Origin of the sequence: Corynebacterium sp. HMSC05H05 (assembly GCF_001807265.1) — a bacterium.
Taxonomy (GTDB): Bacteria; Actinomycetota; Actinomycetes; order Mycobacteriales; family Mycobacteriaceae; genus Corynebacterium.
Window position 1 is genome coordinate 15,256 of the sequence record NZ_KV788368.1, and the last position, 12,800, is coordinate 28,055.

Annotated in this window: 13 protein-coding genes; 8 read left to right on the forward strand and 5 right to left on the reverse strand. The window is 67.0% G+C overall.

The window, feature by feature from the left end:
* Positions 1–66 precede the first annotated feature (66 nt).
* Positions 67–2,403, forward strand: a complete 2,337-nt coding sequence (locus HMPREF3151_RS00075; protein ID WP_070471924.1) for a heavy metal translocating P-type ATPase — start codon at positions 67–69, stop codon at positions 2,401–2,403.
* Positions 2,404–2,693: 290 nt separating this feature from the next.
* Complete coding sequence (locus HMPREF3151_RS00080) at positions 2,694–3,035, forward strand: metal-sensitive transcriptional regulator (protein WP_269511641.1); 342 nt, start codon at positions 2,694–2,696, stop codon at positions 3,033–3,035.
* A 314-nt stretch (positions 3,036–3,349) separates the two neighbouring features.
* Here HMPREF3151_RS00080 and HMPREF3151_RS00085 read toward each other — a convergent pair whose 3' ends face one another.
* Both HMPREF3151_RS00085 and HMPREF3151_RS00090 read right to left on the reverse strand, forming a co-directional pair.
* Entirely contained in the window at positions 3,350–4,600 is a 1,251-nt protein-coding gene (locus tag HMPREF3151_RS00085; RefSeq protein ID WP_070471925.1) for an LCP family protein, read from the reverse strand.
* A 31-nt stretch (positions 4,601–4,631) separates the two neighbouring features.
* Positions 4,632–5,330, reverse strand: a complete 699-nt coding sequence (locus tag HMPREF3151_RS00090) for a CPBP family intramembrane glutamic endopeptidase (RefSeq protein ID WP_070471927.1) — start codon at positions 5,328–5,330, stop codon at positions 4,632–4,634.
* 17 nt (positions 5,331–5,347) lie between these two features.
* Between HMPREF3151_RS00090 and HMPREF3151_RS00095 the strand changes: the two genes are divergently transcribed.
* The 4 genes from HMPREF3151_RS00095 (at position 5,348) to HMPREF3151_RS00110 (ending at position 8,417) form a co-directional block, all read left to right on the forward strand.
* Positions 5,348–6,262, forward strand: coding sequence for a DUF2891 family protein (locus HMPREF3151_RS00095; protein WP_070471929.1), 915 nt, complete (start codon positions 5,348–5,350; stop codon positions 6,260–6,262).
* A gap of 78 nt (positions 6,263–6,340) precedes the next feature.
* Positions 6,341–7,174, forward strand: coding sequence for a hypothetical protein (locus tag HMPREF3151_RS00100; RefSeq protein WP_070471931.1), 834 nt, complete (start codon positions 6,341–6,343; stop codon positions 7,172–7,174).
* Complete coding sequence (pheA, locus tag HMPREF3151_RS00105) at positions 7,171–7,998, forward strand: prephenate dehydratase (protein ID WP_070471932.1); 828 nt, start codon at positions 7,171–7,173, stop codon at positions 7,996–7,998. The genes HMPREF3151_RS00100 and pheA overlap by 4 nt, the downstream gene beginning before the upstream one ends.
* A 2-nt stretch (positions 7,999–8,000) precedes the next feature.
* Positions 8,001–8,417: a hypothetical protein gene (locus HMPREF3151_RS00110; RefSeq protein ID WP_070471934.1), complete on the forward strand. Its 417-nt coding sequence runs from the start codon at positions 8,001–8,003 to the stop codon at positions 8,415–8,417.
* A 9-nt stretch (positions 8,418–8,426) separates the two neighbouring features.
* Here the strand turns inward: HMPREF3151_RS00110 and HMPREF3151_RS00115 are convergent, their stop codons facing one another.
* From HMPREF3151_RS00115 to HMPREF3151_RS00125, 3 genes are read right to left on the reverse strand one after another with little or no spacing between them, the layout of a single operon-like run.
* On the reverse strand, positions 8,427–8,774 hold the full coding sequence (locus HMPREF3151_RS00115; protein WP_070471936.1) for a metallopeptidase family protein: 348 nt from the start codon (positions 8,772–8,774) through the stop codon (positions 8,427–8,429).
* 3 nt (positions 8,775–8,777) lie between these two features.
* A complete protein-coding gene (locus HMPREF3151_RS00120; protein ID WP_070471938.1) occupies positions 8,778–9,869 on the reverse strand; it encodes a septum formation family protein in 1,092 nt (363 codons plus the stop codon).
* A gap of 9 nt (positions 9,870–9,878) precedes the next feature.
* Positions 9,879–10,607, reverse strand: a complete 729-nt coding sequence (locus tag HMPREF3151_RS00125; RefSeq protein ID WP_070471940.1) for a GntR family transcriptional regulator — start codon at positions 10,605–10,607, stop codon at positions 9,879–9,881.
* A 104-nt stretch (positions 10,608–10,711) separates the two neighbouring features.
* Between HMPREF3151_RS00125 and serS the strand changes: the two genes are divergently transcribed.
* Together serS and HMPREF3151_RS00135 are read left to right on the forward strand one after the other, a co-directional pair.
* Complete coding sequence (gene serS / locus HMPREF3151_RS00130; protein WP_070471944.1) at positions 10,712–11,965, forward strand: serine--tRNA ligase; 1,254 nt, start codon at positions 10,712–10,714, stop codon at positions 11,963–11,965.
* Positions 11,965–12,798: a lysophospholipid acyltransferase family protein gene (locus HMPREF3151_RS00135; protein WP_070471945.1), complete on the forward strand. Its 834-nt coding sequence runs from the start codon at positions 11,965–11,967 to the stop codon at positions 12,796–12,798. Before serS ends, HMPREF3151_RS00135 begins: the two co-directional genes overlap by 1 nt.
* Positions 12,799–12,800: the final 2 nt, after the last annotated feature.

Consider the following 12,800-nt stretch of genomic DNA (forward strand, 5'->3'; position numbering starts at 1 on the left):
TGTGGGCGGGCCTTTTGGGACCTCGGAGATGCACCTCACGACTGTTTACTGAAGGACTGATCACTGATGATTCAAACTCAACCGTCGGTTGACCTACTCCAGGTCGATCTGGGCGTCACCGGCATGACCTGTACGTCGTGCTCAGGGCGGGTGGAACGCAAGCTCAACAAGCTCGATGGCGTGGAGGCCACCGTTAACTTCGCCACCGAATCCGCCTCCGTCAGTTACGACCCCACCAAAGTCGACGCCGATCGGCTGATCGAAACCGTGCGGGGGGCCGGGTACGACGCGTTCACCATGGGGGATCAACACGCCTCCGCCGTGGACAGCGGTCCGGAGGAGGACACCGAGGTGGTCGGTGACCGCCACGAACAGGCCCGCGAGGCCGAGGCCACAGACCTGAAGACGCGTCTGATCGGGTCGACGATCCTCTCCGTTCCGGTGGTCGCGATCTCGATGATCCCGTCCCTGCAGTTCATGAATTGGCAGTGGGCCCTGCTCGTCATGTCCACCCTGATCTACTTCTACGGTGGCGCCCCGTTCCACCGGGCGACCTTAACCAACCTGCGTCACGGCTCGACCACGATGGACACACTCGTGTCTCTGGGCACTACCGCTGCGTATCTGTGGTCGCTGTGGGCCTTGTTTTTCGGCAACGCCGGGCACCCCGGCATGGTGATGGAGATGAGCCTGCTGCCCCGCGATGACGGCATGGACCACATCTACCTCGAGACCATCGCCGTAGTCATCACCTTCCTGTTGCTCGGCCGGTGGTTTGAGGTCCGCGCCAAGGGCCAGTCCTCCGCGGCGCTGAAGTCCCTGCTGGACATGGGTGCGAAAGACGCCGCGGTGATCCGCGACGGTGAGGAAGTCCGCGTCCCGGTCTCCCAGCTGACAGTCGGTGACGTCTTCGTCGTCCGCCCGGGTGAGAAGATCGCCACCGACGGTCGTGTCATCGAGGGCACCTCGGCCATCGACGAGTCGATGCTGACCGGCGAGTCCGTTCCCGTCGAGGCCGCCCCCGGCACCCCGGTCACGGGCGCGACGATCAACACCTCCGGTCGACTGCTGGTCGAAGTCACCCGCACAGGTTCGGAGACCACGCTGTCCCAGATGGCCAAGCTGGTCACTGACGCCCAGGCGAAAAAAGCCCCGGTCCAGCGCCTGGTGGATAAGATTTCCTCGGTCTTCGTCCCGACGGTCATTGTCGTCTCCATCATCACCCTGATCGTCCACCTCGCCGCCGGCAGCGGGGCGAACTGGGCCTTTTCCGCCGCAGTCGCGGTGCTGATCATCGCTTGCCCATGCGCCCTGGGACTGGCCACCCCGACCGCCCTGCTGGTGGGCACCTCCCGGGGCGCGCAGCTGGGCTTGTTGATCAGGGGCCCGGAGGTCCTTGAATCCACCCGCCAGGTCGACACCATCGTCATGGACAAGACCGGCACCGTCACCTCCGGGGTCATGTCGGTCACCGGCGTCCACGCCGCCGACGGCTACACCAACAACGAGGTCCTCGCCTTGTCGGCGGCCGTCGAAGCAGGTTCCGAGCACCCCATCGCCAAGGCGATTGTCACCGAGGCCGAGCGCTCCGGGAACATCCAGGAGGCCACCGACTTCGACAGCACCGCCGGCCGGGGCGTCACGGCCACCGTCAAGGGTCACGTCGTCACCGTGGGCCGTCCCGCCGGCCAGCTGCCCCGTGACCTCACCACCGCCTTCGACCACGCACAGTCGCAGGGCGCGACCCCGGTGGCCGTCTACGTCGATGACCAGCCCGCCGGTGTGGTCGTGGTGCGCGATGTCATCAAAGACTCCTCAGCGGAAGCGGTCGCCCAGTTCCGCAGGCTGGGGTTGAGGCCGTACCTGCTCACCGGCGATAACGCGAAGGCCGCGGCCGCCGTCGCCCAAGAGGTGGGCATCGATGCGGCCAACGTGAGTGCCGAGGTCATGCCGCAGGACAAGGTCGCGGTCATCGAGAAGCTACAACATGAGGGCAAGAAGGTCGCCATGGTCGGCGACGGCGTCAATGACGCGGCCGCCCTGGCCCAGGCCGATCTGGGTCTGGCCATGGGGGCGGGCACGGATGTGGCCATCGAGGCCTCCGATATCACCTTAATGAACAACGACCTGCGCTCCGCGGGCGATGCCATCCGTCTGTCACGTCGCACGCTGGGCACCATCAAGGGCAACCTGTTCTGGGCGTTCGCCTATAACGTCGTGCTGATCCCGGTCGCCGCGATCGGTTTCCTCAACCCGGGGTTGGCGGGCATTGCGATGGGCTTCTCCTCGGTGTTCGTGGTCTCCAACTCCCTCACGCTGCGTAGATTCAAGTCCTCCCACGACAACACAAGTTCCTCACCGCAGCCCGCTCGCCCCTCCGTGCGGCAGCCGGTCACCGCCTAATCCACATCCTTTTCTAGCGATAAGGAACCCCGTGTCCCCCTCCTGTGGCTGAGTCCCTCCAATCACACTCAGACCTCCGTCCCCAAGTACCTGCTCCTGACCTCTCCCCGGCCCCACCCGGCAGGCCCCTCCGGGCCGACAATCTGCCGACTACTTATCCGAATAACGCCACAGGGCGTGGGGACCATGAGGTCCTCATGCCTCATTCCATGCCCTCGGGCTTTCCATCCTGATCGACCCGCAACTGACTCAGGACATACCTGCCCCCTTTTTTCAGCAAGGAGACCATTGTGGATACTCGCACCCCTGATCAGGCCGCTTCTTCCTCGGGTGGGGCCGACACCTGTCACACCACCCATGGCTACATCAACGACAAGGATCGCTATCTCGCCCGCCTCAAGCGCATCGAGGGACAGGCCCGGGGCCTGCACAGCATGGTCGACGAGGAACAGTACTGCATCGACATCCTTACCCAGATCTCCGCGGTCAATGCTGCCCTACGCAGCGTTGCCCTGGGACTACTCGATGACCACATGAAACACTGCGTCCGTGACGCCGCCAAGTTAGGAGGAGAGGAGGCCGACGCCAAGTTCCAGGAAGTCACCGACGCTATCGCCCGTTTCGCCCGGTGACAGGCCGGGACCCGGCCACCACACCCCCGTCGAGAACGGCGGCCAGGCCACTCTGACCGCCCCTGTTGCCGGCTGGAGGCTTCGGAGTCCTGCTGCTGGCGGCGACATGATCGGGTTGATGGCCACTGTTGCTGCTGGTCGAAAAGATCGCGCCACTGAACAACCTTGACCACATCCCCACCTGCAACATCAACCGGTGCTGCCCCCAACACTCCAACTTTTTGTCCGCGCTCCCAAATCGGTTGGTAGCCGGATCTAGGTAGCCGGTTTTCCGCCTGTGGACGCTTGTTGCGCCAACCGCCCCGCTCGGCGCCCTACCGCAGGGAAGCGAACAGCGCTTCGGCCGCGGTGTCGTCCCAGAGCACCACGTTGCCCACCTCGGTGTCGGTGAACCCGCCGATGGGCACGGTCTCGGTTTCCAGGCCGCCGCGCAGGGCGATGACGATGCGGGCGAGGTTCCAGGCATGGTCGTCGGAGTTGACCGTCAGCAGCGTCGGGGTGACCCACATAAGCCGCGCCATGCGGAACGGGTTGAGGTACACGGACGGGGACAGCACGCGCGTGACCAGGGTGGTCATGAACTCGCGCTGGCGTGCCACGCGGTCCAGGTCGCCCTGGGCGGTGGCGCGGGTGCGCACGTAGCCCAGCGCGGTGGGGCCGTCCATTTGCTGGCAGCCGGGTTGGAGGTTGATGTTGGCCAACGGGTCGTCGATTGGCTCGGCGACGCAAATCTCCACGCCGCCAGCCGCGTCGACCACGCCGGCGAGGCCGCCCATGCCGATCTCCGCGTAGCGGTCCACGTGCAGCCCGGTGTTCTGCTCCACGGTTTCCACCAGCAGCTGCGGGCCGCCGATAGAGAACGCGGCGTTGATCTTGTCGTAGCCGTACCCGGGCACGGGCACGTACGAGTCGCGCGGGATGGACACCAGCGTCGGTTTCCCGCGCAGCGGCAGGTGCATGAGCATGATCGTGTCGGTGCGCACGGTGCCCAGGTCGCCGCCGGTGCCGAGGCGTTCGACGTCCTTATCGCTTAAGCCCGTGCGCGAGTCGGAGCCCACGAGCAGCCAGTTGGTCCCCGAGGTGCCGGAGATCTGTTGGTCGGGCATGGCGGCGGTGCGGTTGAGGCGCGCGTCCGCGATCAGCACCGAGCCGATCAGCAAGGCGATGACCAGGGCAAGTATTGCCCCGCAGCCGGGGAGCTTTACTTTGCGACGTTCCTTCGGTCCCCGCCGCCTCCGCTTCGACACCTGCAGTGGGACTTCCTCCGGGGCGGGGCGCTGCTGCGCCGTCCGGCTGCGCGGGTGCTCCGGCGCGCGGCGCGGCTCGTAGGCGGCGGGGGGTTCGTAGACGGTGTGGCCCGGCTCGACCCGCTGCGAAACCCTGCGCGCGCGGGGTTCTACGCGCGTGAATTCGTCGGGGTGGCGTGCGGCGGGATCGCGTCGAGAAGCAGTTGTGCGACGGCGAATGGGGCGGCCGTAGCGGTCCACGAGGGGCTTGCCGTCTTTGCCCAGCACGAACTCGCCCGCGTTATCGCGGGGGTCGTTGGAATGGGGCGTAGTAGACATGCGCTTAGTGTAACCAGTGTGACGGGAGTGTTTAGATTCTGAGCCACGACAGGTCCAGCAGCGGGTAGGCGATAAACGCCACGGCATCGATGAAAAAGTGCGCCAGGATCAGCGGCCACACCCGGGAAGTTTTGTGGAAGTACCAGGCAAAAATTACGCCCATGACAATGTTGCCGACACCCGCGGAGATCCCCTGGTACAGGTGGTAGGACCCCCGCAGCACCGCTGAGGCCGCGATAGCCTGCCAGGGCTTCCACCCCAGCTGCTTCAGGCGGGTGAGCAGGTACATCACCACCACGATCTCCTCGCCGAAGCCATTGGCGAAGGACCACAGAAGCGACGTCGGGATCTGCACCGCGGCGGTAGTCGGCACCACCACCTTGGACAGGCCCAGGTGCACCGCGGTGACGTAGAACGCCAGGCCGGGCAGCCCGATCAGCGCCGCAAACCCCGCCCCGCGCGCGGCGTCGGACCAGCTGGGCCAGCGCCAATGCTGGTCAAGCAGGAACCACGCCAGCCCGCCCCACGCGAGAAGTGTCAGCGCGGAGGTCGCCTGCAGCGCCAGGTCGAGCCAGGGAATCGACGAGGCCGCGTCGTGGATGGTGGTGCTCTGCTGGTTCAGTGGGGCTTTCAGCAGTGAGTCCACAAGTCGAAGCGCCGCCCGCAGCCCCGAAGTGCCGAAGGTGACCGCGAGGACGAGCACGATTTCGAGCTTCAGGCGCCGAGTCATGCGCTAACTTTAACGCCATGCAGGATTCGTGGGCGCGCACCATCGCGCAGGTCGTCGGCCAGGAGTACCCCGCCGCCATGCACCATGAGCAGGCTGGCCCCGGCCACCCCGACCCGCGGGCGCTGCACCCGGCGTTTTGGGGCTCCTACGACTGGCACTCGTGCGTGCACATGCTCTGCACCGCGGTGAAGATGCATGTGCGTATCGACGACCACAGGCTCGCCGACCTCCTCGATCAGCGCCTGACCAAAGACAACGTCGCCGCCGAGGCCGAGTACCTGCGCACCCACCCGCTTTACGAGCGGCCGTACGGCTGGGCGTGGGCGATGCAGCTGATCAAGGAGTGCCGCGGCACCCGGTGGGAGGGCGCGCTCGCGCCGCTTGAGGCCCAGCTGGGGCGCAACATCGCCGTGTGGCTGGACACGCAGCAGTGGCCGGTGCGCCACGGCGTGCACTCGAACTCGGCGCTGGCGCTGCTGCTCATCCATGACGCCGCACCGGCGATGCGCGAGCTGGTGGAACGCACCGCCCGCGCCTGGTTCGGCGCCGACCGCGCCTACCCGCACGCGTGGGAGGTCTCGGGCCACGACTTCGTCTCCAACGGTCTGGCCGAGGCCGCGCTGATGCGCCGGGTGCTGCCGGCCGGCGAGTTCGCTACCTGGCTGGACGGCTTCTTGGCCCCCGAGGCGTTCGAGTTCTACACCGCGCCGATTCAGGTCGCGGACCCGGAGGACGGCCAGCAGGCCCACCTCATCGGGCTCATGCTCACCCGCGCGTGGTTGCTGCGCGAAATTGGGAAACCGCAAGGTACGCAAGCGCTTATCGACGCCGCTTCGCCCCACCTGACCGGCCAGAATTTCATGGCCACGCACTGGCTGATCACCTACGCGCTGCTCGCCGAAGACGCAGCGCAGGACAGGCCAGCCAGCTGACATTCGTGTACAAACGTGCCTATGGGAGCCGGTGAGAACCCCGGGGCGGGCAGCCCGAGAGAGCCGTATCAACAGGTAGTGCGCACCATCGTCGCGCAGATTTCCAACCACCTCCCAGTGGAGGCGTTCTACTCCGTGGTGATCGCGCACGAGGGCAAAACCTTCGTCACCGCGATGGTGCAGCTGGAAGGCGAGCCACCGCAGACCGCGACGATCGACTATGAAGACGAGCACCGCACGCTGTTCTACGAGGTGTTCTGGCAAGAGGTTGCCCAGACCGGCCAGGGCGGGCCGACCCAGATCTACGCCGCCAGCTTCGAGCCGCAGTCCGACTCGTTTGTCTACCACGGCAGCCACCCGTACGACCCGGCCCAGGGTGTGCCGGATGCGGCGGCGCTGCAGCGCTTCGCCCAGGGGCTGCAAGGGGCTCGTGCCAACGCGATGGTGGACGCGCACCTGTACCACCGCTCGGCCATGCAGCCCGCGCACCGCCCCTCTGGCGCGCACCTCACCGAAGCACTGTTTACCCGGCTCGGCCAGGAGGTCCACCAGCAGGCGCAGTACTTCGGTGACAACTGGGCCGCGCTGAACACCTTCTTCGCGCTTACTTCCGGCCCGGAGGGCACGAAGCTTGATCAGGTGGACGCGATTTTCTACATGGAGAACCTCCAATACACCTACGGCGTGTTCTCCCGCGCCGAGCTCGAGCCGTTCGCCACCGCCTACATCGACGCGCTAGCGGACGGAAAGCCGTTCCACCACGCGCAGGTGCAGATCACCATGAACAAGCAGATCGATGAAGTCACCAGCGGCGCGTCGTGGGACGATTGGGCCGAGCGCATCCGCACGACCGCAGAGAATTGGAGAGACGTGGCAAACGACACCCACCCGCTGATGCAGAGGCAGCCATGACCCGCATCGCGTATTTGGGCCCCGCGGGCACGTTCACGGAAGAAGCCGCGCGCCGCTTCGGCATCGAGGGGGCGCAGTACGTGCCCGTCGAGTCGCCGGCCGCGGCACTCGCCGCCCTGGATGCGGGCGAGGCGGAGTACGCGGTGTGCGCGATCGAGAACTCGATCGACGGCGCGGTGACCACCACCATGGACGCGCTCGCCGCCACCGAAAGCGCGCGCATCGTGGGGGAGACCGAGCTCGCCATCGCGTTCGCGGTGATGACTAAGCAAGGGCACAAGCTTGACGACGCCCTCCGGCTCGCCACCCACCCCGTCGCCCACCAACAAGTCAAGCGCTGGATCGCCGAGAACACACCGAAAACGGAGTTCATCCCGGCGCCCTCCAACGCCGCGGCGGCGAAGATGGTGGCCGATGGCGCCGCCGACGTGGCCGTCGCCCCGGAGCGGGCGGCGGCGCTGCACGGGCTGGAAGTGCACGCCCGCGGTGTCGCGGACGCGGAGACGGCGCGGACCAGGTTCGTGCTCGTCGCAAAGCAGACTGCTCCGCCGAAACCCTCCGGAAACGACCGCACCGCGATTGTCTTCCGCACGAAAAACGAACCCGGCGCCCTGGTGCGCGTGCTGCAGGAATTCGCGGCGCGCGGGGTGGACATGACGCGAATCGAGTCGCGGCCCACGCGCGAGGAACCGAACACCTACGACTTCTTCGTGGACCTGGCGGGCCACGCAAGCGACGCAGACGTGGCGGACGCGCTCGAGGCCGGGGCCGAACACACCACCGAGATGCGCCAGCTGGGAACCTGGCCGAGGGAGGCACGATAGCGATGGTTTTCACAATGCCGACGGACAGGTACCCGTGGGCGGGCGACGCGGTTGAGCGCTTCGAGTACGAAGTGCGCAGCCAGATGCACTTTATGCAGGAGAAGTTCCCGCTGAGCTTGTTCATGGGGTGCAACCCGAGAGGGCAAGTGTTCTTCTTCGTCCTCCGGGAAATCGAGGGGCGCGTGGGGCTGGTGGAGCTCCACTTCGAGGAGCAGCTGCACCGCCTCATGTACGAGGTGCTGCTGCAGCGCCGCCCTGCCGAGGACCCGTGCTGGGGTCTTGCGATGCACTACGACCCGGACGCCGACGAGATCCAGTACCGGGGCTTAGACGGCCTCGGCGCCATGGGGGACGAAGAGCGCGCGCTGGAGGTGCAGCGGGTGGCCAAGGAGATGGGCGGGCTCTCTTCGGAGAACTAGCCCCTAAAGCTAGCCCCAGCCGAGGGCGTGGAGCTCGTGCTCTTCGAGCCCGAAGTAGTGGCCCACCTCGTGCAGCACGGTCACCTTCACCTCGTGGCGCAGCTGTTCCTCATCCACGCAGATCGCCTCGAGGGCGTTTTTGTACACGAAGACCGCGTCCGGCAAGAACCCGGAGTGGTTCGAGTGCTGCTCCGTCAGCGGCACACCCTCGAACAGGCCCAGCAGGGTCGGGTCGTCCGGGTTGTAGTCCCGCGCCAGGATCACCATGTTGGTCATGTGCTGGGCGAAGTTGTCGGGGATGGTGTCCAACGCGTCGTTGATCATCTCCTCGAACGCCTCGTCGCTGACCGGGAGCATGGTCTACTGCACCGGTGCCTGTGCCGCGCCAGCGGCCGGGTCCTGTGCTGCGCCAGCGCCAGTGCCAGCATCGGCAGCGGGGGCGGGTGCGGGCGGAGCCTGCTCTTCCCTTAGGGGGCGGCGCTGGGGGCGTTCGGGCGGCGGAGCGTCGTCGATAAGCAACTGCCCACGGCCCTGCGTCGCGGACCCGGTGAGGTTGGCAAAGCCGCCCTCCGGACGCGAGAACATCAACGCGCAGTTCACGCTGCGCGAGCCGCCCTCCCATGAGGCGGTTGACTGCGTGGTCCAGAACGGGCGAAGCGCGATCTGGTAGAGGTTTTCCTCGCTGCCCATGTAGTCCTGCGCGGCCTGGGTGCACACGTCCTGGAGGTGTGCGTCCTGCTCCTCCACGGCCGGGGTGTGATCCGGGAAGACCTCCTCCAGCGAGACCTGGCTGGTGATCTCCAGCTGGTGCGGGTCCGCGCACTTCACCGCCGTCAGCGTGTTGGACGAGTCGATGGACACACACTGGCCCGCCTCGAACACGCGGGCCTGGTCCTGATCTGCCACACGCCCGGAGGTCAGGATCGGCTCGCCGGCGCGGTTGGTCTCCTGCAGCCCGCACAGCATCGTGCGGTCGCCGCGGGCCCACGCGTCCGCTGGCGGCAGGATCGGGGCGATGGAGTAGCGGCCGTTCGGGTCGTACTTGCCTCCCAAGTACCGGAAGGTGCCGGCGCCGCACAGCTCCTCGCGCAGCTGGGCCTGGCGCGTCGGGTTCGGCATCGGCGCCTCCGGGCCGAACTCGGAGGTGGGGTAGGTGGCCAGGTTTTGGCGCAGGGACACCTCGAAGCGGTGCTCGCCCTCGCAGTCCGCCTGCTCGAAGCCGGTGATCGTGCCGTCTTCGGCCACCTGCCAGGTCAAGCAGGCCCCGGCATCGGCGGTGGTGAACGTCGCGGCCTGGTCGGGCGAGACGGTGGCGCTGGCGACGGTGGAGGAGTCCTGGGCCCCGGGCTCAGGCTCGGACGTGTCGGCGGCAAGCGTGTACGTGCCCGCGCCGACGGCACCCGCCAGTGCGGCGATGATGAAGGAACGCAGCGCGCTCTGTTTCGAAGCCATGGCGGCCCATTATTCCACTTCTCGCGCTACCCGAGTAGTCAGCCGGTAGCGGTCCGTGCGGTACACGGAGGAGCAAAACTCCACGTTGTGCGTCCCTGACCGGGCGTAACGCACGATGTGCAGCAGGGCTGTGTCCGGTTGAACGTCCAGCAGCGGGGCGTTGTCCGGCCCGGCGGTGACCGCGGTGACGGTCTGTTCCGCTTCCGTGATGCCGAGGCCGTAATGCTTGTCCAGGAGGGTGTACACGGAGTGGTAGACGTCGTTTTCCAAAAGGTCCGGCACCAGGGTGGCGTTGTACCAGGCGTCGTCCACGGCGTACGGTTCGCCGTCACCGAGCCTCAGCCTGCGCAAACGGATGTGCGTGGCGGTGGGGGCAGTGCCGAAAAACTGCGCGACCTCCTCCGGCGGGGTGGTGCGCTCGCACAGCAAGATGCGTGACGACGCCTCCACGCGCTGCGCCCGCATCTCATCCGAGAAACTCGCCAGGTGCAGACGCGACACCAACGGGGCCGGGGCGACGAACGTGCCCTTACCGCGCACGCGGCGCAGCCGGCCCGCCGCCACCAGATCCCCGATCGCGCGGCGCACCGTGATGCGGGAGACGCCGTACTCCTCCTCCAGCGCGCGCTCGCCCGGCAGCGGGTCGCCGGGGGAGAACTCCGCGGCAATGCGGGACTCCAGAAGCGAGCGGAGCTGCTCGTGCTTGGGCACAGGGCCGTCTGCGATCGGGAGGGTCATACGCCCACCATAGCGCACTGGTTATGACCGGACGTCGTTGTGCCGTTGCAGCGTCGGTTTCAGCGTCGGTTGCAGGGTCGGCAGACAAGGTAAGGTGAACAAGCGTGATTGATCTGAAGCGTGTGCGCGAAAACCCCGAGGCCGTCCGCGAGTCCCAAAAGGCCCGCGGCGAAGACCCTGCGCTTGTGGACGAGCTGTTGGCCGCCGACGAAGCCCGCCGCTCCGCCATCCAGAAGGCGGACGAGCTGCGCTCCGAACAGAAGGCGTTTGGCAAGAAAATCGGCCAGGCCGCCCCCGAGGACCGTCCGGCGCTGCTGGAAGGCTCCAACGAGCTCAAAGCCCGCGTGAAGGAGGCCGAGGCGGAGGAAGCTGCCGCGCAGGAGAAGCTGGAGAAGCTGCAGTACTCCATCGCCAACATCATCGAGGGTGCCCCGGCGGGCGGCGAGGAGGACTTCGTCGTTATCGAGCACGTCGGTGAGGTGCCCGAGTTCGACTTCGAGGTCAAAGACCACCTGGACCTGGCCGAGCCGCTGGGGATTATCGACATGAAGCGCGGCACCAAGGTCGGTGGCGCGCGCTTCTACTACCTGGCCGGCGACGGCGCCTGGCTGCAGCTGGGCATGCTCATGCTCGCCGCCCAGAAGGCGCGCGAGGCCGGCTTCAAGCTCATGGTTCCGCCGGTGCTGGTGCGCCCCGACGTCATGCAGGGCACCGGCTTCTTGGACGCGCACGACGAGGAGATCTACTACCTCGAGCGCGACGACATGTACCTAGTCGGCACCTCCGAGGTGGCGCTCGCCGGCCTGCACCAGGACGAGATCATCGACCTGTCCGACGGCCCGCTGCTCTACGCCGGCTGGTCCTCCTGCTTCCGCCGCGAGGCCGGCTCCTACGGCAAGGACACCAAGGGCATCCTGCGCGTCCACCAGTTCGACAAACTGGAGATGTTCGCCTACTGCAAGCCCGAGGACGCCGAGGAGATGCACCAGAAGCTGCTCGGCCTGGAGCGCGACATGCTCGCCGCCGTGGAGGTGCCCTACCGCATCATCGACGTCGCGGCCGGCGACCTCGGCTCTTCCGCCGCCCGGAAGTTCGACACGGAGGCGTGGGTGCCGTCGCAAGGCACGTACCGCGAGCTGACCTCCACCTCCAACTGCACCACCTTCCAGGCCCGCCGCCTGCACACCCGCTACCGCGACGCCGACGGCAAGACCCAGACCGCCGCCACGCTGAACGGCACCCTGGCCACCACCCGCTGGCTGGTCGCCATCCTGGAAAACAACCAGCAGGCGGACGGCTCCGTGCGCGTGCCCGAAGCGCTGCGCCCGTGGGTGGGCAAGGAAGTGCTCACGCCGTAATGGATATGCGCCGATACCGCGGCTTCACCGTCCCGCGGCTCTACGAAGGCATCGCCGCCAACCGCGACGAAGCCGTGGAGAAGTTCTACCAGGGTCTCGTCGGCTTCGCCCGCCGCCTCATGCGCGCGGCGAACATCGAGGTCACGGTCATCGGCGCCGAAAACATCCCGGCGGAAAGCGGCGCGATGCTCGCCGGCAACCACACCGGCTACGCCGACTTCATCCTGCTGGGCACCGGGCCCTACCTGCACGGCGAGCGGCTCGTGCGGTTCATGGCCAAAAAGTCCGTCTTCGACGTGCCCGTGCTGGGCTGGCTGCTCAAGCTGATGAAGCACGTGCCTGTGGACCGCGCCCGCGGCGGCGCCTCCATCGCCCCGGCGGTTGAGATGCTGCGCGAGGGCAACCTCGTGGGCATCTTCCCCGAGGCCACCATCTCGCGGTCGTTCGAGCTGGCCAACTTCAAAACCGGCGCCGCCCGCATCGCCCACCAGGCCGGCGTACCGCTCGTGCCGTGCGCGATCTGGGGTTCGCAGCGCATCTGGACCAAAGACCTGCCGAAGCACTTCCGCAACGTGCCCGTCATCGTGCGCTACGGCGAGCCCGTCCACCTCACCGGCGACGCCGAGGCCGACACCGCCGAGCTGAAGCACCAGATGCAATTGCTTCTCGACGCCTCACGCTCCGAATACACCTCCCTCTACACCGACGGCGCGGGCGAGGCATGGATGCCGGTCGCGCTCGGCGGCACCGCCCCCACGCCGGAAGAAGCCGAGGAGCTCTACGCTCGGGAGCGCGCCGAACGCGAAGCGAAGAAGCAGCGCAAGAAAGGTTGATG

What these genes read in the sequence shown, in the direction of transcription:
- HMPREF3151_RS00075 (WP_070471924.1), top strand. Translation starts at nt 67, where the DNA reads ATGATTCAAACTCAACCGTCGGTTGACCTACTCCAGGTCGATCTGGGC.
- HMPREF3151_RS00085 (WP_070471925.1), bottom strand. Translation starts at nt 4,600, where the DNA reads ATGTCTACTACGCCCCATTCCAACGACCCCCGCGATAACGCGGGCGAG.
- HMPREF3151_RS00090 (WP_070471927.1), bottom strand. Translation starts at nt 5,330, where the DNA reads ATGACTCGGCGCCTGAAGCTCGAAATCGTGCTCGTCCTCGCGGTCACC.
- HMPREF3151_RS00095 (WP_070471929.1), top strand. Translation starts at nt 5,348, where the DNA reads ATGCAGGATTCGTGGGCGCGCACCATCGCGCAGGTCGTCGGCCAGGAG.
- pheA (WP_070471932.1), top strand. Translation starts at nt 7,171, where the DNA reads ATGACCCGCATCGCGTATTTGGGCCCCGCGGGCACGTTCACGGAAGAA.
- HMPREF3151_RS00110 (WP_070471934.1), top strand. Translation starts at nt 8,001, where the DNA reads ATGGTTTTCACAATGCCGACGGACAGGTACCCGTGGGCGGGCGACGCG.
- HMPREF3151_RS00115 (WP_070471936.1), bottom strand. Translation starts at nt 8,774, where the DNA reads ATGCTCCCGGTCAGCGACGAGGCGTTCGAGGAGATGATCAACGACGCG.
- HMPREF3151_RS00120 (WP_070471938.1), bottom strand. Translation starts at nt 9,869, where the DNA reads ATGGCTTCGAAACAGAGCGCGCTGCGTTCCTTCATCATCGCCGCACTG.
- HMPREF3151_RS00125 (WP_070471940.1), bottom strand. Translation starts at nt 10,607, where the DNA reads ATGACCCTCCCGATCGCAGACGGCCCTGTGCCCAAGCACGAGCAGCTC.
- HMPREF3151_RS00135 (WP_070471945.1), top strand. Translation starts at nt 11,965, where the DNA reads ATGGATATGCGCCGATACCGCGGCTTCACCGTCCCGCGGCTCTACGAA.